Origin of the sequence: Actinophytocola sp. (assembly GCF_035942955.1) — a bacterium.
Taxonomy (GTDB): domain Bacteria; phylum Actinomycetota; class Actinomycetes; order Mycobacteriales; family Pseudonocardiaceae; genus DASYTH01.
In genome coordinates, this window is the sequence record NZ_DASZCQ010000228.1 from 28,352 (window position 1) to 47,577 (window position 19,226).

17 protein-coding genes are annotated in these 19,226 nt (G+C 69.2%); 4 read left to right on the forward strand and 13 right to left on the reverse strand.

The window, feature by feature from the left end:
* Nucleotides 1–20: 20 nt before the first annotated feature.
* Nucleotides 21–818, reverse strand: a complete 798-nt coding sequence (locus tag VGX25_RS23560) for an NAD(P)-dependent oxidoreductase (protein ID WP_326920059.1) — start codon at nt 816–818, stop codon at nt 21–23.
* 42 nt (nt 819–860) lie between these two features.
* Nucleotides 861–2,180 carry a lysine N(6)-hydroxylase/L-ornithine N(5)-oxygenase family protein gene (locus VGX25_RS23565; RefSeq protein ID WP_326920060.1) on the reverse strand — a complete coding sequence of 440 codons (1,320 nt, stop codon included), beginning with the start codon at nt 2,178–2,180 and terminating at the stop codon, nt 861–863.
* An 85-nt stretch (nt 2,181–2,265) separates the two neighbouring features.
* Here VGX25_RS23565 and VGX25_RS23570 point away from each other — a divergent pair, with 85 nt between their 5' ends.
* The 4 genes from VGX25_RS23570 (at nt 2,266) to VGX25_RS23585 (ending at nt 5,756) form a co-directional block, all read left to right on the forward strand.
* On the forward strand, nt 2,266–3,201 hold the full coding sequence (locus VGX25_RS23570; protein ID WP_326920061.1) for a methionyl-tRNA formyltransferase: 936 nt from the start codon (nt 2,266–2,268) through the stop codon (nt 3,199–3,201).
* Nucleotides 3,202–3,546: 345 nt separating this feature from the next.
* A complete protein-coding gene (locus VGX25_RS23575; RefSeq protein ID WP_326920062.1) occupies nt 3,547–4,068 on the forward strand; it encodes a pentapeptide repeat-containing protein in 522 nt (173 codons plus the stop codon).
* A 1-nt stretch (nt 4,069) separates the two neighbouring features.
* The gene (locus VGX25_RS23580; RefSeq protein WP_326920063.1) at nt 4,070–4,693 is read left to right on the forward strand and encodes a class I SAM-dependent methyltransferase; all 624 of its coding nucleotides are present in this window, start codon (nt 4,070–4,072) and stop codon (nt 4,691–4,693) included.
* Between the two features lie 79 nt (nt 4,694–4,772).
* Nucleotides 4,773–5,756 (forward strand): methyltransferase, encoded by a 984-nt coding sequence (locus tag VGX25_RS23585; RefSeq protein ID WP_326920108.1) that lies wholly within the window; start codon nt 4,773–4,775, stop codon nt 5,754–5,756.
* On the opposite strand, the gene VGX25_RS23590 is transcribed toward VGX25_RS23585, so the two are convergent.
* The 11 genes from VGX25_RS23590 to panD all read right to left on the reverse strand — a co-directional run bounded on the left by VGX25_RS23590 (nt 5,725) and on the right by panD (nt 19,223).
* Entirely contained in the window at nt 5,725–7,287 is a 1,563-nt protein-coding gene (locus VGX25_RS23590) for an amidohydrolase (RefSeq protein WP_326920064.1), read from the reverse strand. The genes VGX25_RS23585 and VGX25_RS23590 overlap by 32 nt on opposite strands.
* On the reverse strand, nt 7,287–9,572 hold the full coding sequence (locus VGX25_RS23595) for a Tex family protein (RefSeq protein WP_326920065.1): 2,286 nt from the start codon (nt 9,570–9,572) through the stop codon (nt 7,287–7,289). Before VGX25_RS23595 ends, VGX25_RS23590 begins: the two co-directional genes overlap by 1 nt.
* Nucleotides 9,556–9,744 (reverse strand): DUF397 domain-containing protein, encoded by a 189-nt coding sequence (locus tag VGX25_RS23600; RefSeq protein WP_326920066.1) that lies wholly within the window; start codon nt 9,742–9,744, stop codon nt 9,556–9,558. The genes VGX25_RS23595 and VGX25_RS23600 overlap by 17 nt, the downstream gene beginning before the upstream one ends.
* Complete coding sequence (locus VGX25_RS23605; protein WP_326920109.1) at nt 9,710–10,609, reverse strand: helix-turn-helix transcriptional regulator; 900 nt, start codon at nt 10,607–10,609, stop codon at nt 9,710–9,712. Before VGX25_RS23605 ends, VGX25_RS23600 begins: the two co-directional genes overlap by 35 nt.
* 109 nt (nt 10,610–10,718) lie before the next feature.
* Entirely contained in the window at nt 10,719–11,933 is a 1,215-nt protein-coding gene (locus tag VGX25_RS23610; RefSeq protein ID WP_326920067.1) for a hypothetical protein, read from the reverse strand.
* Nucleotides 11,934–11,990: 57 nt separating this feature from the next.
* The gene (locus tag VGX25_RS23615) at nt 11,991–13,259 is read right to left on the reverse strand and encodes a hypothetical protein (protein WP_326920068.1); all 1,269 of its coding nucleotides are present in this window, start codon (nt 13,257–13,259) and stop codon (nt 11,991–11,993) included.
* A gap of 279 nt (nt 13,260–13,538) precedes the next feature.
* Nucleotides 13,539–13,802 carry an MbtH family protein gene (locus VGX25_RS23620; protein WP_326920069.1) on the reverse strand — a complete coding sequence of 88 codons (264 nt, stop codon included), beginning with the start codon at nt 13,800–13,802 and terminating at the stop codon, nt 13,539–13,541.
* An 8-nt stretch (nt 13,803–13,810) separates the two neighbouring features.
* On the reverse strand, nt 13,811–14,800 hold the full coding sequence (locus VGX25_RS23625) for an ABC transporter substrate-binding protein (protein WP_326920070.1): 990 nt from the start codon (nt 14,798–14,800) through the stop codon (nt 13,811–13,813).
* An 11-nt stretch (nt 14,801–14,811) separates the two neighbouring features.
* Complete coding sequence (locus VGX25_RS23630; protein WP_326920071.1) at nt 14,812–16,908, reverse strand: ABC transporter ATP-binding protein; 2,097 nt, start codon at nt 16,906–16,908, stop codon at nt 14,812–14,814.
* Nucleotides 16,909–17,002: 94 nt separating this feature from the next.
* Complete coding sequence (locus VGX25_RS23635; RefSeq protein ID WP_326920072.1) at nt 17,003–18,811, reverse strand: ABC transporter ATP-binding protein; 1,809 nt, start codon at nt 18,809–18,811, stop codon at nt 17,003–17,005.
* A 1-nt stretch (nt 18,812) separates the two neighbouring features.
* On the reverse strand, nt 18,813–19,223 hold the full coding sequence (gene panD, locus VGX25_RS23640; RefSeq protein WP_326920073.1) for an aspartate 1-decarboxylase: 411 nt from the start codon (nt 19,221–19,223) through the stop codon (nt 18,813–18,815).
* Nucleotides 19,224–19,226: the final 3 nt, after the last annotated feature.

Sequence of the window (19,226 nt, forward strand, 5' to 3'; positions counted from 1 at the left end):
CCGATCTGGACACCCGGGCGTCACGGCTTCGGTTCCACGTCGAGGTCGGGCGAGCAGAACCAGCCGCCGACGAAGGTGCGGCCGCGCTCGTCGGTGGGCGGGAGGCCCTCGGCGTAGGCCTCGGAATCGTCCTGGGGCTCGTAGCCGATCGCGCGCGCCTCGGCCAGCGAGACGATCCCGCGGGTGTTGGCCGAGACGCCCCAGACGACCCGGAACCCCGGCGCCGGCACGGAGATCGCGGCCTCGAGCAGGCGCGCGCCGTCGTCCGGGGACAGCCAGATGCCCAGCATCCGCTCGTCCTGCGGTCGCTCGAACCAGGCCCCGATCCGGATCGCGATCACGTCCAGCCCGTACTTGTCGTGGTAAAGGCTGCCGAGCGCCTCCATCGTCACCTTGCTCACGCCGTAGTAGGTGTCCGGCCGGGGAAACCGGTAGTCCGGGACCGGCGTCTCGGCCAGCGGGTGGAAGCCGACCGCGTGGTTGCTGCTGGCCAGGATCACCCGCCCGACGCCGGCGCGCCGGGCCGCCTCGAGCACGACATAGGTGCCGTGAATGTTGACGTCCAGAATCCTGTCCCACGGGCCCTCGGTGGCCTGGCCGCCCAGATGGACGATCGCGTCCACGTCGGCGCAGGCGTCGACCATCGCCGCCAGGTCGGTGATCGACGCGGTGACCGGCTCGACGGACTCGCCGTCGGCGGCGGGCGGCAGCGGCGCGATGTCCAGCAGCCGCAGCACCCGATCGGGCCTGGCCAGCCTGGGTCGCATGAGCGTGCCGACGCCACCGGCCGCGCCGGTGAGCAGAATTCGCTGGGGCAAGACGTGACTCCGATGATCGGCGGAGCGGGATCCGCCCCGGTCTTACCGCACCGGCGAAGCGTTCGCAAGGGTGGCCGGCGTCCACATATCTGGACCCGCGTGCCGCCGGCGCACGATCGATTGCAGGATGTCGGCGACCCGCACGACCGTGGTGCTCAGCAGCGACGACGAGATCCCGTGCGTGTGCTCGGTGCCGCCCTGCAGGTAGATCCCGGCGTCCAAATCGGACACCAGCCGGTAGTCGCGGTCGACCCGTACCCGGCCCGCACCGTCGAGGCGGCACGCCGTGGCCGCGTCGCCGAGCAGGGCCAGCGGATCGGCCGGCCGGTAGCCGGTCGCGTACACCAGGACGTCGCAGTCCAGCACGGACTTCGCGCGCGTGGTCATCGACTCGACCGTGGCCCGGACGCCGCCGACGGTCTCCACCACCTCCACCACGCGCGACGCGTTGTAGATCTTGAGCCGCTCGGCGCCGAGCACCTTCTCCCGGTACACCCGCCGGTAGAGCTCCTCGATCAGGTCGCTGTCTACGACCGAGTAGTTGGTGTTGGCGTGGTAGCCGAGGATCCGCTGCTTGACGTCGTCCGGCGCGGCGTAGAACTGGTCGACGGCGGCGGGATCGAAGACCCGGTTGGCGAACGGGCTGTCGTCGGCGGGGCTGTAGCCGTACCGGGAGAAGATCGCGCAGACGTCGGCATCCGGGAACCGCTCGTGCAGGAACTTGGTCACCTCGGCCGCGCTCTGCCCGGCGCCGACGACCGCGAACCGTCCGGCCGCGAGGTCGCCGAGATCGTCGATCCTGCCGAGCAGGTCGCGGTTGTGCCAGATGCGGGCGCCGAGCACCGCGCCCTCCGGCAGGTTCGGCTCGAGGCCGAGGCCGAGCACGAGGTTGCGGGCACGGAACGGCACGGACCGTTCGCCGGTCCCGGCCGTCACCTCGAAACCGCCCGGCAGCGGGCGCACCGCCGTGACCTCGTGGCCGTACCGGACCCGGTCGGCGAACCGCGCCGCGGCCCATTCCAGGTAGTCGTGGAACTCCACCCGCAGCGGGAAAAGCGACTTGTGGTTGACGAAGTCGATCAATCGCCCCCGGCCGTGCAGGTAGGCCAGGAAGCTGAACTCGCTCGTGGGGTTCCGCAGGGTCACCAGGTCCTTGAGGAAGGACACCTGCATGGTGGCGTCGTCGATGAGCATGCCGCGGTGCCAGCCGAACCTCGGTTGGCGCTCGAGGAACAACGCGCTCAGGGGGGTTTCGGCGTCCCGGTTGTGCTCGTCGAGCGCGATCGCCAGCGCGAGATTGGACGGTCCGAAGCCAACTCCGACCACGTCGTACATCGGCACCCCCGGGTCGCCCGGTCGCATGTGAAGTAAGGCTAACCTAACATCGATCACTGGAGTAGGGGTAGGTCACCGACCTCACCGACGAGCGAGGAGCGAGGGAGCGGGGATGCGCGTCGCCATGTTCGGGTACCAGACCTGGGGCTATCGGACCCTCGAGGCGCTGCTGGCCGCGCCGCACGAGGTGGCGCTCGCGGTCACGCATCCGGAAAGCGATCACGCCTACGAGAAGATCTGGGCCGACTCCGTTGCGGATCTGGCCGAGCGGCACGGGGTTCCGGTGCTCCTGCGGTCCCGCCCGGACGACGAGCTCGTGCACCGGCTCGAGGAGGCCGAGCTCGACCTCATCGTGGCCAACAACTGGCGCACCTGGCTGCCGCCGCAGATCTTCACGCTGCCCCGGCACGGCACCCTGAACGTGCACGACTCCCTGCTGCCGGCCTACGCCGGCTTCTCCCCGCTGATCTGGGCGCTGATCAACGGCGAGCGCGAGGTCGGCGTCACCGCGCACATGATGAACTCCGACCTCGACGCCGGCGACATCGTGGTGCAGCACGCCGTGCCGGTATCCGACACCGACACGGCCACGGACCTGTTCCACAAGACCGTGGCCCTGATCGCCCCGGTCACCACCGAGGCCCTCGCGCTGATCGCGTCCGGCCGGACCGACTGGACGCCCCAGGATCGCGGCAAGGCCACGTTCTTCCACAAGCGGTCCATTGAGGACAGTCGGATCGACTGGACCTGGACCGCCGAGGACCTCGAGCGCCTCGTCCGCGCCCAGTCCGACCCCTACCCCAACGCCTTCACCTTCCACCGCGGCAAGCGGATCCGCGTGGTGTCCGCCGCGGTCTCCCGCCGCCGCTACGGCGGAACCCCCGGCCGCATCTTCATCCGCGAGGACGACGGCGTGGTGATCGTCGCCGGCCCGGACGCCCGCCGCGGCCACAACCACGGCCTGCTGATCAAGCGCGTCCGCACCGACGACGGGCGGGAACTGCCCGCCACCGAGTACTTCCGCACCATGGGCGGCTACCTGACCTGAACCTCCTGCGCCCGCGCCGTCTTCGCCGTGGAGTCCCGGCCGAGCGCGCGGTAGGCACGCATCCGCTCCTCCGCGAAGACCTGCGTCGTCGTCCTGTGGTACGCAAGCCGGGATCCCGTCCAGCGTGGTCGATCAGGAAGCCCGCGGTGTCGGCGGTGGGCCCGAGGCAGATCCCCATGCCGTCCGGAGCGGCTACTGTCGGCGCGTGGCCGAGCGCAAGGTGGTTGGGGAGCGGACGATTCGGATGCCCGAGGTCGAGGGCGCCGAGCTGGCCGGCGGGGTGGCGGACTTCGCCGGCGAGTTCGAGTGGGACTCGGCGCGGGTGGAGGGGGTGACCAGGCCGAGGTGGCCGGTGAGGGGACCATCAGCACCGCGATCGTGGAGCGGGTCGACCTGTCGGGAGCCAAGCTCGGCCCGCTCACGCTCACCGATGTGGTGCTGCGCAGCGTCGAGCTGTCCAACGCCTCGCTGCAGCAGGTGGTGGCGCGCCGGGTCGAGCTGCGAACGTGCCGCGCGATGGGATTGCGGTTGTCGCTGGAGCTGGCGACGGACCTTGTCGTCGAGGACTGCCGGTTGGACTACGGGCTGCTGCACATCGAGAAGGTCAAGGGGGTGGCCGTGTTCCTCGGATGCTCGTTCCGCGAGGCCACGATCAGCGGCGATCTGTCCAATGTGGTCTTCGCCGACTGCGACTTCATCGACACCGAGTTCCGCGCCACCCGCGCGTCGAACTGTGACCTGCGCACCTCCCGCTTCACCACCGCCCGCGGCCTACTCTCCTTGCGTGGCGCCACCATCGGCCCCGAACAGGCGGTGGCGGTGTCCAACCTGATCGCCGCGGAAGCCGGTCTGATCGTGGAAGGTTGAGATGGAAAGCGATCCCCGACACGTCGTCGAAGCGGGCTACGACCAGATCGCCGGCGGATACCTCGACTGGGGCAACGAGATCGACGACGCCCCGCGCATGCGGTTTCTCGAGGACTTGTTGGCCCGGCTGCGTACACCGGCCGCCGTGCTCGACCTCGGCTGCGGCTCCGGGATCCCGTGCACGGCGGCACTCGCCGAGCAGCACGACGTGCTGGGCGTCGACATCTCGGCGGGGCAGCTCGAGCTCGCCCGACGCATGGTTCCGCGGGCCCGTTTCCGCAAGGAGGACATGACCGCGCTGCGGTTCCCCGCGGGCAGCTTCGACGCCGTGACCGCGTTCTACTCGATCGGGCACGTGCCAAGACACGAGCACGCCGCGCTGTACGAGCGGATCACTCGATGGCTGCGCCCCGGTGGGCTGTTTCTCGCCGCCTTGGCCTGCGATAGCGCCGACGGTGTCGAGGACGACTGGCTCGGCGCCCCCATGTACTTCAGCAGCCACGACCCGGCGACCAACCGTGAGCTGCTCCGGCAGGCCGGCCTCACCCTGCTCGTCGACGAGCTGGTGACCATCCAGGAACCCGAAGGCGCGGCGACCTTCCAGTGGGTGATCGCGCAGCGTTGACCGGCGGCGGGGGCGGTCGGGTCGGCATGGATAGCCTGGGACGGTGGACCCGTCAGCCGCGACACCGTCGATTCGAGCCATGGCCGATCTGGCCACCCCCATGTCCATCCGGGTGGCCGCGACGCTCGGCCTGGCCGAGCGCGCGGGCGGCGCGGGAGCAACCGCGGAGCGACTCGCGGCCGAGACCGGAACCGTTCCGTCGGCCCTGCGCTGCTTGCTTGATCATCTGGTCGCGGTCGGCGTCTTCGACCTCGATGCGGAGTCCGGCCACTATCGACCCACCAGCCTCGGCGCCCAGCTGAGCGAGGACGCCCCGGAAGGGATCAAGCCCCTGCTCGACATCAACCGCGCCGGCGGTCGCGCCGACCTCGCCTTCGTCGACCTGCTCGAGACGATCACCACCGGCGCTTCGGCCTACGCGCACCGATACGGGCGGGATTTCTGGGCGGACCTCGACGCCAGGCCGGAGTTGCGGCGCTCGTTCGACGCCCAGATGAGCTGGCGATTCCGGGTGCAGGCCCCGCAGATCGCGCAACGCTTCGACTGGAGCCGCTTCACCGAGATCCTCGACGTCGGCGGGGGCGATGGCACGGTGCTCGCCGCGATCCTGCACGCCCGCCCCGGTCTCCGCGGACGGGTCCTGGATCTGGCGCCCACGACGACCGCCGCGGCCGACAGGTTCGCGGCAGCCGGACTCGATGATCGGGCCGGCACCGTTTCCGGCAGCTTCTTCGACCCGCTGCCCGTGGGGGCCGACGCCTATCTTCTGTCCGACATCCTGCACGACTGGGACGACGACCACGCCCGCAAGATCCTGGCCGGATGCCGTCGGGCCGCCGCACCGAACGGCACCGTCGTGGTGATCGAGCCGCTGCGGGGTCAGGGGGCCGGCACCGCGATGGACCTGTTCATGCTGATGTGCTTCGGCGGCCGGGAACGGACCGTCGACGAGCTCGCCGGACTCGCCGCCGACTGCGGGCTCACGCTCCGCGGCTGCAGTCCCGTGGCGGAAGGCCGCACGGCACTGGAGTTCACGGTCGCTCGCCGGCGACCAGCGTGGTGATCACGTCGATCTCGGCGATGCGGGAGGGGTCGACGCGGCGCGGATCGTCGCCCAGCACCACGAGATCGGCGTGCTTGCCCGGGGTGACGGAGCCGAGGACGCTCTCCCAGCGGCAGGCGTGGGCGGCGTTGCTGGTGTAGGCGCGGAGGGCGGCGTCGACGGTGACCGGCTCGTCGGGTCCGATGAGCCGGCCGGAGGACGACGTGCGGGTGACCATGAACTGGATGGCGCGCAGCGGAGCGCCGGGGGTGACCGGGCGGTCGGAGCTGGCGACCAGCGGGATGCCGTGGTTCAGGAACGACTTGCCGCGGTAGAGCCAGGCCATCCGATCCTCGCCCATGATGGCCGCGTAGTCGTCGCCGAAGTACCACAGAAAGCTCGGCTGGACCACGGCGGTGGCGCCGACAGCGGCGAAGCGGGGAAGCTGGTCGGGGCGAACCAGGCCGGCGTGCTCGATGCGGTGGCGCGCGTCCGGGCGCGGGTGGGCCGTCTGGGCGGCCTCGAGCGCGTCGAGGGCGAGGTCGACGGCACGGTCGCCGATGGCGTGGATGGCGAGCTGCCAACCGGCGCGGTGGCCGTCGCGCACGTAGCCGTGGATCACGTCGGGGTCGGTGAACAGGTCGCCGCTGTGGTCGGAGCCGGCGTACGGGGCGGAAAGGGCGGCGGTGCGCGGGCCCATGCCGCCGTCGGTGAACATCTTGATGGCGCCCAGGGACAGGCGGTCGCCGCCGAAACCGGTGCGCAGGCCGAGGTCGATGCCGCGGGCGATGCCGTCGGACGGGTGGGTGGCCAGCGGGTGCAGGGCTTCGGCGGCCACCATCAGGCGGACGCGGATCGGCAGCCGGCCGGTGTCGGCGAGCAGCTGGAACGCGGCGGCCTCCGCGCCGCTGTAGCTGATCAGTCCACCGTGGACACCGATCCCGGCTTCGGCTGCGGCGGTCACGCCTTCCGAACGGCAGGTGCGCGCGGACCGTTCGATCGCGTCGGCGATCTCGGCGACCGGATACGGCGGGCGCACGCCGCGCATCGCGGTCAGGCCGGCGTCGCCGAGCAGCCCGTTGTCGTGCGGCACGCCGGGAAGCCGGTCAAGCACGGCGGTGTTGACGACCCCGGCGTGACCGGACGTGTGCAGCAGCACGACGTGGCGGCCCCGGCTGATCGGGTCCAGCTCGGCGGCGGTGAGGTGGCGGCCGAGCACCCGCTGGTCGTAGCCGTGGATCTCCACCCACTCGCCGGCCGGCCGGGCTGCCGCGGCGTCGGCGATGATCGCGAGCGCGTCGTCGACGCGGGTGGCGCCGGCGATGGTGACGCCGCCTTCGGTGAGCCCGGCCCAGGTCAGGTGGACGTGCGCGTCGATGAATCCGGGTAGGACGGTCGCACCCTGAAGATCGGAGACGTGCGCCGCGGGCAGCGCGGCGACGGCGTCGTCCAGACCCACGATGCGACCCCGCCAGATGCCGATCTCGCGCGCGGCGGGGTACGCCGGGTCCATCGTGATGACGTTGGCGTTGGTCAGGCGAAGGTCGAGCATCAGTTGTTGAAACCCGCGCGGCGCAAGGCATCCGCCATCGAGCCGCCGGCCGGCGCGGGACCGCGGGGCTTGCGGTCCTGGCGGGACGGACGCGGACCTTTCGGCGCCGCGGGTTTGCCCGGCTCGTCGTCGAGGCGCAGGGTGAGGCCGATGCGTTTGCGGGCCACGTCGACGTCGAGGACCTTGACCCGGACCACGTCGCCGGGCTTGACGACGTCGCGCGGATCCTTGACGAAGTTGCGGGACATCGCCGAGACGTGGACCAGCCCGTCCTGGTGCACGCCTACGTCGACGAACGCGCCGAACGCCGCGACGTTGGTGACCACGCCCTCCAGGACCATGCCGGGCCGCAGGTCGGAGATCTTGTCCACGCCCTCGGCGAAGGTGGCGGTCTTGAACGCCGGGCGGGGGTCGCGACCCGGCTTCTCCAACTCGGCCAGGATGTCGGTCACCGTTGGCAAGCCGAACGTGTCGTCCACAAAGGACGATGGGTCGAGCTTGCGCAGCACCCCGGTGTTGCCGATGAGCTTGGTCAGGTCGCCGCCGGTGGCCTTGAGGATGCGGCGGACCACCGGATAGGCCTCGGGGTGCACGGCCGAGGAGTCAAGCGGGTCGTCGCCGCCGGGGATGCGCAGGAAGCCGGCGCACTGCTCGAACGCCTTGGGCCCCAGGCGTGGCACGTCCTTCAGCGCCCGGCGAGTCCGGAATGGACCGTTGCCGTCGCGGTGCGCCACGATCTGGGCGGCAAGCCCCTCGCCGATGCCGGAGACGCGGGTGAGCAGCGGCGCGGAGGCGGTGTTGACATCGACACCGACCGCGTTGACGCAGTCCTCGACGACCGCGTCGAGCGAGCGGGACAGCATCGACTCGGGCACATCATGTTGGTACTGCCCGACTCCGATGGACTTGGGGTCGATCTTGACCAGCTCGGCGAGCGGGTCCTGGAGGCGTCGGGCGATGGAGACCGCGCCGCGCAGCGACACGTCCAGGCCGGGCAGTTCCTGGGCGGCGTAGGCGGACGCCGAGTAGACCGAGGCTCCCGCCTCGGACACGACGACCTTGGTGAGCTTCGGGTTGAGCTTGATCAGCTCGCCGGCGAGCTTGTCGGTCTCCCGCGACGCGGTGCCGTTGCCGATCGCGATCAGCTCGACGTCGTGCCGCTCGGCCAGCGCGGCCAGCACCGCGAGCGCCTCGTCCCAGCGCTGCTGCGGCTGGTGCGGGTAGATCGTCTCGGTGGCGACCACCTTGCCGGTGCGGTCGACGACGGCCACCTTCACCCCGGTGCGGTAGCCGGGGTCGAGGCCCATCGTGGCCCGGGTGCCCGCCGGCGCGGCGAGCAGCAGGTCGCGCAGGTTGGCGGCGAACACCCGGACGGCCTCCTCCTCGGCGGCCTGACGCAGGCGCATCCGCAGGTCGACGTCGAGGCGGACCAGGATCCGGGCGCGCCAGGCGAGCCGGACGGTGTCCAGCAGCCAGCGGTCGGCCGGGCGGCCGCGATCGGCGATGCGGAAGTGGCTGGCGATGGTCCGCTCGTAGTCGCTCGGGCCGAGAGGATCCTCGGAGTCGTCGGGTCGCAGGGTGAGGTCGAGGATCTCCTCCTTCTCACCGCGGAACATGGCCAGGATCCGGTGCGACGGGAGCTTGGTGAGCGGCTCGGACCAGTCGAAGTAGTCGGCGAACTTGGCGCCGGCCTCCTGCTTGCCGTCGCGGACCTTGGACGACAGCCGGCCGGTGGTCCACATCCGCTCGCGCAGGGCGCCGATCAGGTCGGCGTCCTCGGCGAACTGCTCGATCAGGATGGCCCTGGCCCCGTCGAGGGCGGCCGCGGCGTCGGCCACGCCCAGCTCATCGTCGACGAAGGCCGCGGCCTCGGTCTGCGGGTCGCGGGTGGGGTCGCCGAGCAGGAGATCGGCGAGCGGCTGCAGGCCGGCCTCGCGGGCGATCTGCGCCTTGGTGCGCCGCTTGGGCTTGTACGGCAGGTAGATGTCCTCGAGGCGGGCCTTGGAGTCGGCCGCCATGATCCGGGCGGTCAGCTCGTCGGTGAGCTTGCCCTGCTCGCGGATCGAGTCGAGGATCGCGGTCCGGCGTTCCTCCAGCTCACGCAGGTAGCGCAGGCGTTCCTCGAGCGTGCGCAGCTGCTGGTCGTCCAGGCTGCCGGTGACCTCCTTGCGGTACCGGGCGATGAACGGGACCGTCGCACCCCCGTCGAGCAGCTCGACCGCCGCCGTGACCTGCCGTTCGCGGACGCCGAGCTCCTCGGCGAGCCGCTCATGAATCGATTGCACCCGAGCATTCTGCAACGAGCCGCCGCCAGGCCGGCACCGGCACGCGCAGCACTCCCCCACCCGGGTTCTTCGAGTCCCGCATGGCCACCCCCACCTCGGCGAACGCCACCTCCACGCAGGAGCCCCCACCTTGGTTGCTAAAGCTGCTCTTCCTCCACGCGGTGGCCGGCATTCCGCTCGCTCCCTCGGTCGTACACGTTTGCCAGGGCGGCAATCACCTCCCGTGATTGTCCCTCATCCAGGGCGACGTCGGCGATGGTCCTGAGGAGGGTGCGGTAGGGCTTGACGTACTCCTGGTCTTCCAGGAACAGCCCCGTAGCGTAGTTGTCCAGGTACACCAGCGGTCGGTGCTCGGCGTATTCGAGCAGCTGGAATGATCCGCCGAATGCCGAATGCTCCCCGGCGGCCCACGGCACGACCCGTACCGTGACATGGTCGAGCGCGGCGAGCAGGACAATCTGGAGCATCTGCTCATGCATGACCTTCGGGCCACCCACCTGCAGGAGCAACGCCTGCTCGTGCACGAAGAACGTGAACCGGGCCGGCCGCTCCAGGTGCAGGATTCGCTGCCGCCGCATCCTGATGTCCACGCACTCTTGGACACTCTCCGGGCTTCGCCAGCGCTCGGTCGCGATCCACGCGCGTGCATAGTCGGCGGTCTGCAGCAAACCGTGCACGACTAGCGGATCGTAGGTGGTGGTCCTGGCCGCGGTGGACTCGTGATAGATCAGCGACTTGAGCGAGTCCGGCAGCCACTCGCCGTGCGGGCTGAGCCAGTAGCCGAGGTCGCGCATCGCCTGGCGGCACAGGTCCATCAGCTCGCCAGCCTGGGCGGGATAGATGCCGCAGCTCACCAGATAGTCCAACAGCTCGAGATCGGTGACATTGTGGTGCCCACTCTCCATCCGCGACACCTTCGACGGCGGCCATTGGTTCACGCGCGCCACCTGCAAACCGGACATACCGGCCGCCTGCCGGCATTGCCGTAGCCGCTGGCCCAGCTCCCGGTACGACGCCCTGGCATTCGATCGACCCATGCCCGACACGCTAGGAGCCACCGGGCCACCGTCCTACCGGGACACGCGAAAGTCCACCCCAACGGATCAGTGGTGCACCGTTGTTGCCGGGTAGGCAAAGGACGGCCTGCTATTGCGGCGCGTAATCAGCGCCATTCCAAGAGTAGACCGTCTGCGTGACAGTGCCGTCCGCACAATCTGGAGTGCAGTCATTCTTGGATAGTTCAATCAGAAAGTTACCGCGCTGGTCGGTGTCGATGAGCCGTGCACCGTAGAAGCGGCCGGGATCGTTGACCTCAGGGTCGGGAAGAGTGGAGAAGTCCTCGAACCCGTCAGCAACCGGCCGAAGTACCACGACTCCATCGTATCGCCCCGGGTTGAACTCGATGAAGAGGTTGCCAGATTTGTCGGAGTGCGGATAGGAAAGGCCGATATCGAGCCAGTCAGCAGAGTAAGACCATCGGACCTGGTGGGTAGGGTCAAGAACAACGATATGTGCTACCGGTGGGCCCAGTTCCAGCGTCAAGGCCGTGAGCAACGTGCTCGATCCCCAGATGGGATGCGCAAAGGACACTTTCCCGGTGATGACGCATGGAGCTGAACAGATGCCGAGTTGGCGCAGACGCTGGTTACCAACAGACGATGGCCGCCCATGATCTGACTTGTCACGCGCAAGTGATTCGATGATGCAGTCCGTGACCTGATTCACCAGTCGCGTTGTACGCATAAGCTCCTCGTCGGACGTTGGTTGACTCCCGTCGCCCTCCGGCATAGGCGATTCATAGGTCCCAAACTCGTGGTCGTAGGAGACATATACGGTCTCGGACTCAGGGAAGTCAAACCTCGTCCTACTACGCGTGGCGCTAGGCGAGACCTGAACGTCCACGACCTGGATCGACTGCCGGCCTGGCTGGTGAAACGCACGATAGGCTTGCTCAACTGTGAGATCGCCCGAGGCGAGCGGGCTGTACTGTGTGAAGTTGAACGCCAACTCGATATAACAAAGGGTGCCATCTCCCGCCGGGGCGACGGCATGGATCTGCAGCAGGTTACCTATACCTTCAGTGCCGTCTCGTTGCGTGGTTAACAACCGACTCAGCAGCAGTTGAGGTCTCGTCAGCTCCTCTAACGCCCATTCGTGGTCCATGGTTGTGATGATTCCACCTTGGTTGCGAGTTCGAGAATCCTCGCGAAAAGGCCTTTCTGCGGCGGACACGAGGATACGGCGGGCCGAGGTGTAGGCCGCGGTAACCATGTGATCTGTCGCGGTCGCGGCGAAGACCCGCTCGTCCTCCCCCGCTCGTACCACACCGCTACTTGCGCTGCATGTGAGAGCGACGGCCACCACAATCACCGTGAATCTAACCTGCATCCCATGACCTCCAGCGCTGAACGGAGCGAGCTACTTTTTCGGCAGGGCAAGCTCGCCCGTCGTATTGGCAATGCTTGTCAACTCGAACGGTGCTCCATTGTTGTCGACCTTGACGACCTGCAATTCATCGCTTGGCAGCAGCAGGTCAAGCTCAATGACCCAATAGCAATGACAGCGTTGCGTCCGCGCCCGAACCGAGAACCCCTCCGGGTCGACCTGGGAGATACGAAGGGGGAAGTCCCACTCGGCACCCTTGGTAATCTTCGGTGGCGTCGTGTCGAGGTCAACATACAACTGCCGTATCGGTTGTCCTCCACCGCCAACTGGTGGCACGATCCGGGTGCCTCTCATCGGCGGCTCACGGCGAACCACCTCGACGCGCACATTGACGATGACGGTTGGTTCCGCCAGGCCGCTACGAGCGAGGAAGTTCACGTCCAGGCGCTCGGCACGAACGCCGCGATGCTCCTTGACCCAAGCTTCGAATGGCGCGGGTTCTTGATCATCGTAAACCGGCGGCTGCTCGAGGCTGGCAAGATCTTCTGGAACCACCAAGTCGGGCGAGGCAATTTGCCCGGTGCTGAAGTCGATCGGCGAGAGCTGGATGCTGATTGGGTCTCTGGCTGCGGATTTGAAGGGGTCGATGATAACCAGGGCCGCTGTCAATACTGTCACGGCCGCGATACCCGTGGCCACGACAATGGACCGGGGTCTTCGCATCATGCGCGCTCTCGGAGCCGTATCTGGCTCTGGCCGGTCGGCCGTGTCTCGCGACTCCGCCCCGTCGTCGCCCGCTCGGACATCCCTCTGCACGGGCTCGTGGCCAGCAGCGAGAATCTGTTGCACTATCTGGTCGATGGCGTGGTTGAGGTACCGCCGGCTCGTGCGAGCGTTGACCCGGTACGACTCGGGGACCTGCTCACTGGCAAGCCATTCTCGCCGGGCGGTGATGTCCGAGTCCTCGAGATAAGCATGCGCCGGGTCGAGCAGGGCGTTGAAGCTCACCAACACCGCGTGAGCGTACGTGCGTGGCGATTTCCCTCGGGGAGGCGTCAGGTTCTCGACATGAACCCGGAGATTACCGACGATGGCGTCGCGTACCGCTGAGCGCAGCCTTGAGCGATCTGCGATGCCGGGCTCTGTGAGGTTCAGTCCCCAATGCCTGCGCAGCTCACCAAGTTCGCCGCCGAGCGCCTCCACGAGATCTTTGCGCTGAACCCCTCGACCCTGAGCCAGTTTCTGCAAGGCGAGCCGCAACTCGGACCTGCGCCGTAAGCCGTCACCGTCGCCATGGTCCACCGAGCTGTCCTGCCTTGGATCCGGAAGTCATTGATCGGCGACGGATTATACATGTCCTCCGAGATCACTCGGCTGACCCCGTCTTGTGGCCACAAAGATTTGCTGACCAGCCACGGTGCACTGGCCACCCGCCGGCCAATGGCCAATCGGTTGATCTTTGCGTGCGCCTCGTGGTCCCGTCGTACGGCAGCCAGATCCAGCTGCGACTCGTCACCACCCTGAGAGGTCTCCGTGATCTATCTGCTCACCATCGCACTGGCTCTCCTTCTCGGCTTCCAGTCAGGCTGGCTCGCGTCGACCAGATTCCCCCGGCGCCGGCTCCTCACTTCTGGTCGTCCCGTCCATCTTTTCCCGGAGGCTGCGCGGGCGCATGTCCGTCCAGTTCGTTTCGATGTACGACAGGCAGGCGTCGCGGGTGGCCTCGCCGAAGACCTTGGTCCATCCGGCCGGGATGTCGGCGAAGGTGGGCCAGAGGCTGTGCTGGTCCTCGTCGTTGACCAGCACCAGGTAGGGGGCGTCGGGGGACTCGAAGGGGTTGGTCATGGTGGCTCCTAGACGGTGATGTCGGTGCGGGACCGCTTGACCACGTCGGTGAGCTGGCGGATCACCGGCGTGGCGAGCTGGTGGTTGAAGCGGGGCTCGGCCGACCACGCGCCGAGCTGACCGGCGCGCACGGCGGGAAGTTGTTGCCAGGTGGGGAACTCAGCCATCTGTTGCTGGGTCAGGGAGAACGAGCGGGAGTCGGTGAGAATCAGGTCGGCGGGGTACTTCGCGACCTGCTCCCAGCTCAGCTGCTCCCACCAGTCCTCGGAGCCACCGCCGGACACGATGTCGAGGCCGAGCTCGCGGTAGTAGGCCAGGTCGGCGAAGAACTCCGGCTTGGCCACGTAGATGCCGTCCTTGTCGGCGTATACCACGAGCACCTTCAGGCCGGCCCGCTCCGCGGCGGCCTTGCGCAGCTCGTCGGAGGCCCGCTGGAACTCGTCGCGCGCGGCGGTGTCGACGGTTCCGCCGAGCGCCGTGGCGAGCTGGGTGTACCGGTCGATGACCTTGGGCAGGGTCACCTTGTACTCGCTGAGCGCGAGGATCGGTGCGACCTGCTGGATCTTCGTGCCGACCTCGGGGGTGATCGCCCATAGGTTCGTGGGCTCGGGGCCGGTCAGTCCGGTAACGACCAGATCGGGATCGAGCGAGATGAACTTCTCGATGTTGAAGTCGTCCCAGGCGTTGCCGACCGACTGGACCGTGCTCAAATCGAGGTTGCCAGCTTGGATCTCCTTGCCCCCGTCCCCCGTCTTCTGCGGTCCGAACGCGCCGATCGGGCGCACCCCGAGGTCCCACAGGGCGGCCGCGGAGCTGACGTAGGCGACGATCCGCTGCGGCCGGCCGTCCCGGGTGATCTTCAGGCCGCGGTCGTCGGTGAACTCCCACGGACCGCTTGCCGATGCCGCGAGCCCGGAATCGTTACCACAGCCCGAAAGCACGGCCGCGGCAACTCCGCCGGCGCCGATAAGGAAGCCGCGACGGGACACCGTGCGCATGAGACACCTCGCTAATGTTGGATTACCTTGCTGCTCCACGCGTCCCACAGGACGGCGTAGTGGCCGCCCGCGGCGACCAGCTCCTCGTGCGTTCCGGACTCGACGACCCGGCCCCCGTCCAACACGACCACCCGATCGGCACTGGCCGCCTGGGTAAGCCGGTGCGCCACAATCAGCGCACTGCGCCCCGCAAGCGCCGCGCCCGCCGCCTTCTCAAGCAACCGAGCCCCGGCACTGCCCGCCTCGGCGGTCGCCTCATCAAGAATCACAATCGGCGGATCAGCCAAAATCACCCTGGCCAACGCCAACTGCTGCGCCTGCGCGGCGGTCAGCCGATGCCCACCCTCCCCCACAATGGTGGCCATCCCCTCCGGCAACGCCCCCACCCACGCCAGCGCCCCAACCCGACCCAGGGCATCCCCGAGCTGCGCATCGGTGGCCTTCGCCCGTCCCAACCGCAGATCATCGGCAAGCGGCCCGGCAAAGACGTGCACCTCCTGAGTCACCAGCACGACCCGCCCGCCGACCCGAACACTCCCCCTCGTCGGCCGATGCACCCCCGCAATCAGCTTCGCCAGCGTGCTCTTCCCAGCCCCACTAACCCCAACCAGCGCCACCCGTTCTCCGGAGTGAATCTCAAGATCAACCCCCTGCAGAACCTCCTTCCCCAGCCGGTAGGCATGGTGCACACCCCGAACCACGACATGAAGGCCACCCTCACCCCCGTCACCCCCACCAAAGCCACCCTCACCCCAGCCAAAGCCACCCTCACCCCGGCCACCCCCACCAAAGCCACCCCCACTCCGGCCACCCATACGAAGGCCACCTTCACCCCGCTCACCTTCATGAAGGCCACCTCCACCCCAGTCACCCTCGCGAAGGCCACCCCCACTGCAACCACCCCCACCAAAGCCACCTTCACCCCGCTCACCTTCGTGAAGGTGACCTCCACCCCGGCCACCTTCGTCAAGGTGACCCCACCCTCGGCGACCCTCGTAAAAGCCACCCCCACTCTGGCCACCCATACGAAGGCCACCTTCATCGCGGTCACCTTCGTGAAGGTGGCCTTCATCGCGGCCACCCTCGTGAAGGTGGCCCTTGCTGCGGTCACCTGTGTCTAGGTGGCCTTCATCTGGCTCGCCGGCCACTCCGACGAGGCGGGCAAGGCTGGCTGTGGCGGCCTGGGCGTCGTCGACCAGGGCGAGGGCGACATTGATCGGGTTGAAGAGGCCGTGGAAGTAGAGTGCGGCGGCGGTGGCGGTGCCGAGGGATACCTCTCCCCCGCGGACCAACAGGAATCCGGTGGTGAGTACCGCGGCGAGGCCGATGAGCTCGGCGAAGTTGAGGCGGCCGAAGAACCTCGTCCACAGCCGGGCGGCGGTGAGCGCCAGGTCCACGGCCGCCTGGGAGGCGTCGCGGATTCGTCCACTATGGACATCCGTCAGTCGGAAGGCCCGGACGGTGGCGGCGCCGCCGAAGGTGTCGAGCAGCTGGTGCCGTTGCGCGCCGACGGCAACCCGCTGGCGGGCGTACAGGGGGCCGGCGCGACGGGCGTACCAGCGGACGGTGTGCAGCTGGATCGGAACGGCTAGGAGTGCCGCGGCGAGGAAGCGCCAGTCGAGCACGGCCATGCCGGCCAGGGTCAGTGCGATGGTGAGGGCAGAGCGGGCGAGTGCGGGCAGGGCGTTGCGGACGGCTTCGGCGATCACCGTGACGTCGTCGCTCACCCGGGAGATGAGGTCGCCGGAGCCGGCGCGCTCGACCTGATCGAGCGGCAGGCCCAGCGCGCGCTCGACGAACCGCTCGCGGAGCCGGGCCAGCATCCGCTCGCCGAGCTGGGCCACCAGTCCACTCCCGACTCCCAGCAGGACGCCCTGCCCGACTGCGGCGAGCACGAGCAGCACGACCGGTACGGTGATCGCCCCGGCGCCTCTGTTCGCGGCTACCAGATCGACGATGCGGCCCAGCAGCGGCGCGGTGGCCAGGCCTGCCGTGGTGGACGCGAGCAGCACGGCGAACGCCAGGGCGGCGAGTGTCCGGTGTGGACGGAGCAGTCGGTGGACGGCGGATCGGGTGCGGGCGGGGGTGGCGATCGGAAGGAGGCTCATGAGGGCACCACCGCCACAGCGGTCGGTGAGTGATGCGACATCGCTTCCCTTCCTGGGGACGCAATGTGACACGACTGTCCGATCCGGATTCGCGTCATGCGAGCACCGCCTTCCGGTAGCCGGCGTGCCCGGCCAGCTCGGCGTGCGTGCCCTCGGCGGTGATCGCGCCGTCCTCGATCAGCACCACGCGGTCGGCCACGGCGAGGAGGGCGGGGCTGGTGGTGAGGATGATCGTGGTGCGGGCGCGGCGGAGGTCGCGGATGCCGGTGGCGATGGCGGCCTCGGTGACGGCGTCGACGGCGGTGGTGGGATCGTGCAGGACCAGGACGGGTGGGTCGGCGGCGAGCGCGCGGGCGAGGGCGACGCGCTGGCGTTGGCCGCCGGACAGGGAGCGGCCGCGCTCGGTGAGATCACCGTCCGGCAGGGCGTCGGCGCGGGCGGCGGCCAGCGCGCGCCGGGGGTCGAGGGTGGCGGCGGAGGCCACGTTGTCGAGCACTGTGGACTCGAACAGGTGCGCGTCGTGCGGGGCGACGAGCGCCCCGGCGCCGGCGAGGTGGTCCAGTAGCTCGGCGGCCGTGGCCGGGTCGGGGGTGACAACACCGAGCAACTCACCAGCGGTGGCCCGCAAATCGAGGGCTCGGCCAACATCCGACGCCGCGGCCGGGGCGGCCGGGGCGGCGGCCGTGGCCGGATCCGGGGTGACGACGTCGAGCGGCTCGCCCGGGGTGGCCCGGAGATCGGGAGTTCGGCCAACATCCGACGCCGCGGGCGGGGCGGCGGCCGTGGCCGGATCCGGGGTGACGACGTCGAGCGGCTCGCCGGGGGTGGCCCGGAGATCGAGGGCTCGGCCAACATCCGACGCCGCGGGCGGGGCGGCGGCCGTGGCCGGATCCGGGGTGACGACGTCGAGCGGCTCGCCGGGGGTGGTGCGGAGATCGGGGGTTCGGCTGGCAGTTGGTGCCGCGGGTGGGGTGGCGAGGACGGCGGTGATGCGGCGGGCGGAGGCGCGGGCTTGGGCGAGTTCGGCGTTGAGCGAGGCGAACATTGTCAGGGGGCCGAGGAGGAACTGCGCGAGGCCGACTGCGGCCACTAGCTCGCCGACCGTGATCGTGCCCGAGGTTGCCAGGCGGCCGCCGATGAGTGCGACGATGGCTAGGAAGATTCCGTTGAGTGCCAGCATTCCGCCGTCGTGCCAGGCCTGTGCCCTGGCCGCGCGGATGGTTGCGGCGAGTGACTCCTGGCTGGTGCACCGGTAGCGGGTGACAGCGGCCGGTTCGGCGCGGAGTCCTTTGAGGACTCGGAGTCCGGCGATCAGGTCGGCGGCGATGCCCGAGGCGTGCGCGGCGCGTTCGCGTTCCGCGCCGCTGCGCCGTTCCATCGGCCGGCCGAGCAGGTGGGCGAGCCAGAGCAGCGGGGGTGCGCCGAGGAGGACGGCCAGTCCTAACGGGATGGAGATGCGCAGTAGGGCGATGGCGGTCACGAGGAGGCCGGTGAGCGCGGCGATCCCATAGGGTAGGGACCGGTTGAGGGCGCCGACCTGTTGGGCGTCGGCGGTGGCCAGGCTGGCGAGCTCGCCGGGAAGGTGGCCCGATTCCGGGCCGCCGCGCGGGTCGAGCACGCGCCGGGTCAGGGCTAGGCGGAGTTCGTGGGCGGACTGCTCGGCGGCGCGCTCGCCGGCGCGGGCGCCGAACCGGAAGCTGTATGACAGCACGGCGAACACGGCAGCCAGGACTCCCAGCCAGGCGGCAAGGACGCCGGAGCCGTCGGCGGCGACCGCGCGATCGATCACCACGCCGATCAGGACCGGCACGAGCGCCTCACCGGCCTGGTGCAGGGCGTGCAGCGCGGCGGCGGCGGCCACGTGCCGGTGTTGACCGGCGATCGCGCGGCGCAGGAGTGCCATGTCAAGCCCGCCCGCTGCGCTGGAAGTCGTTGCCGGGCACGGGTTCCGCGGGATCGGAGCCGAGGGCGACCGGGCGGTTGGCGCCGTCGACGTGTACCACGGTCGGCCGGTGGCCGGCGATCTCGGATTCGTCGAGCTGCGCGTAGCTCATGATGATCACCAGGTCGCCGGGGTGGACAAGGTGTGCGGCGGCGCCGTTGATCCCGATGACTCCGGAGCCTGGCTCGCCGGTGATGGCGTAGGTTTCCAGCCGGGCGCCGTTGGTGATGTCGACGACCTGAACCCGTTCTCCCTCAACGATGTCCGCGGCCTTCAGCAGGTCGGCGTCGATGGTGAGCGAGCCGACGTAGTGCAGGTCGGCCTGGGTGACGGTGGCCCGGTGGATCTTGGCGTGCAGCAGGGTGCGTCGCATGGG

What these genes read in the sequence shown, in the direction of transcription:
- panD (WP_326920073.1), bottom strand. Translation starts at nt 19,223, where the DNA reads ATGCGACGCACCCTGCTGCACGCCAAGATCCACCGGGCCACCGTCACC.
- VGX25_RS23570 (WP_326920061.1), top strand. Translation starts at nt 2,266, where the DNA reads ATGCGCGTCGCCATGTTCGGGTACCAGACCTGGGGCTATCGGACCCTC.
- VGX25_RS23600 (WP_326920066.1), bottom strand. Translation starts at nt 9,744, where the DNA reads ATGCCGGCCACCGCGTGGAGGAAGAGCAGCTTTAGCAACCAAGGTGGG.
- VGX25_RS23635 (WP_326920072.1), bottom strand. Translation starts at nt 18,811, where the DNA reads ATGGCACTCCTGCGCCGCGCGATCGCCGGTCAACACCGGCACGTGGCC.
- VGX25_RS23630 (WP_326920071.1), bottom strand. Translation starts at nt 16,908, where the DNA reads ATGAGCCTCCTTCCGATCGCCACCCCCGCCCGCACCCGATCCGCCGTC.
- VGX25_RS23585 (WP_326920108.1), top strand. Translation starts at nt 4,773, where the DNA reads ATGGCCGATCTGGCCACCCCCATGTCCATCCGGGTGGCCGCGACGCTC.
- VGX25_RS23625 (WP_326920070.1), bottom strand. Translation starts at nt 14,800, where the DNA reads ATGCGCACGGTGTCCCGTCGCGGCTTCCTTATCGGCGCCGGCGGAGTT.
- VGX25_RS23605 (WP_326920109.1), bottom strand. Translation starts at nt 10,609, where the DNA reads ATGGGTCGATCGAATGCCAGGGCGTCGTACCGGGAGCTGGGCCAGCGG.
- VGX25_RS23565 (WP_326920060.1), bottom strand. Translation starts at nt 2,180, where the DNA reads ATGCGACCGGGCGACCCGGGGGTGCCGATGTACGACGTGGTCGGAGTT.
- VGX25_RS23580 (WP_326920063.1), top strand. Translation starts at nt 4,070, where the DNA reads ATGGAAAGCGATCCCCGACACGTCGTCGAAGCGGGCTACGACCAGATC.
- VGX25_RS23620 (WP_326920069.1), bottom strand. Translation starts at nt 13,802, where the DNA reads ATGACCAACCCCTTCGAGTCCCCCGACGCCCCCTACCTGGTGCTGGTC.
- VGX25_RS23590 (WP_326920064.1), bottom strand. Translation starts at nt 7,287, where the DNA reads ATGCTCGACCTTCGCCTGACCAACGCCAACGTCATCACGATGGACCCG.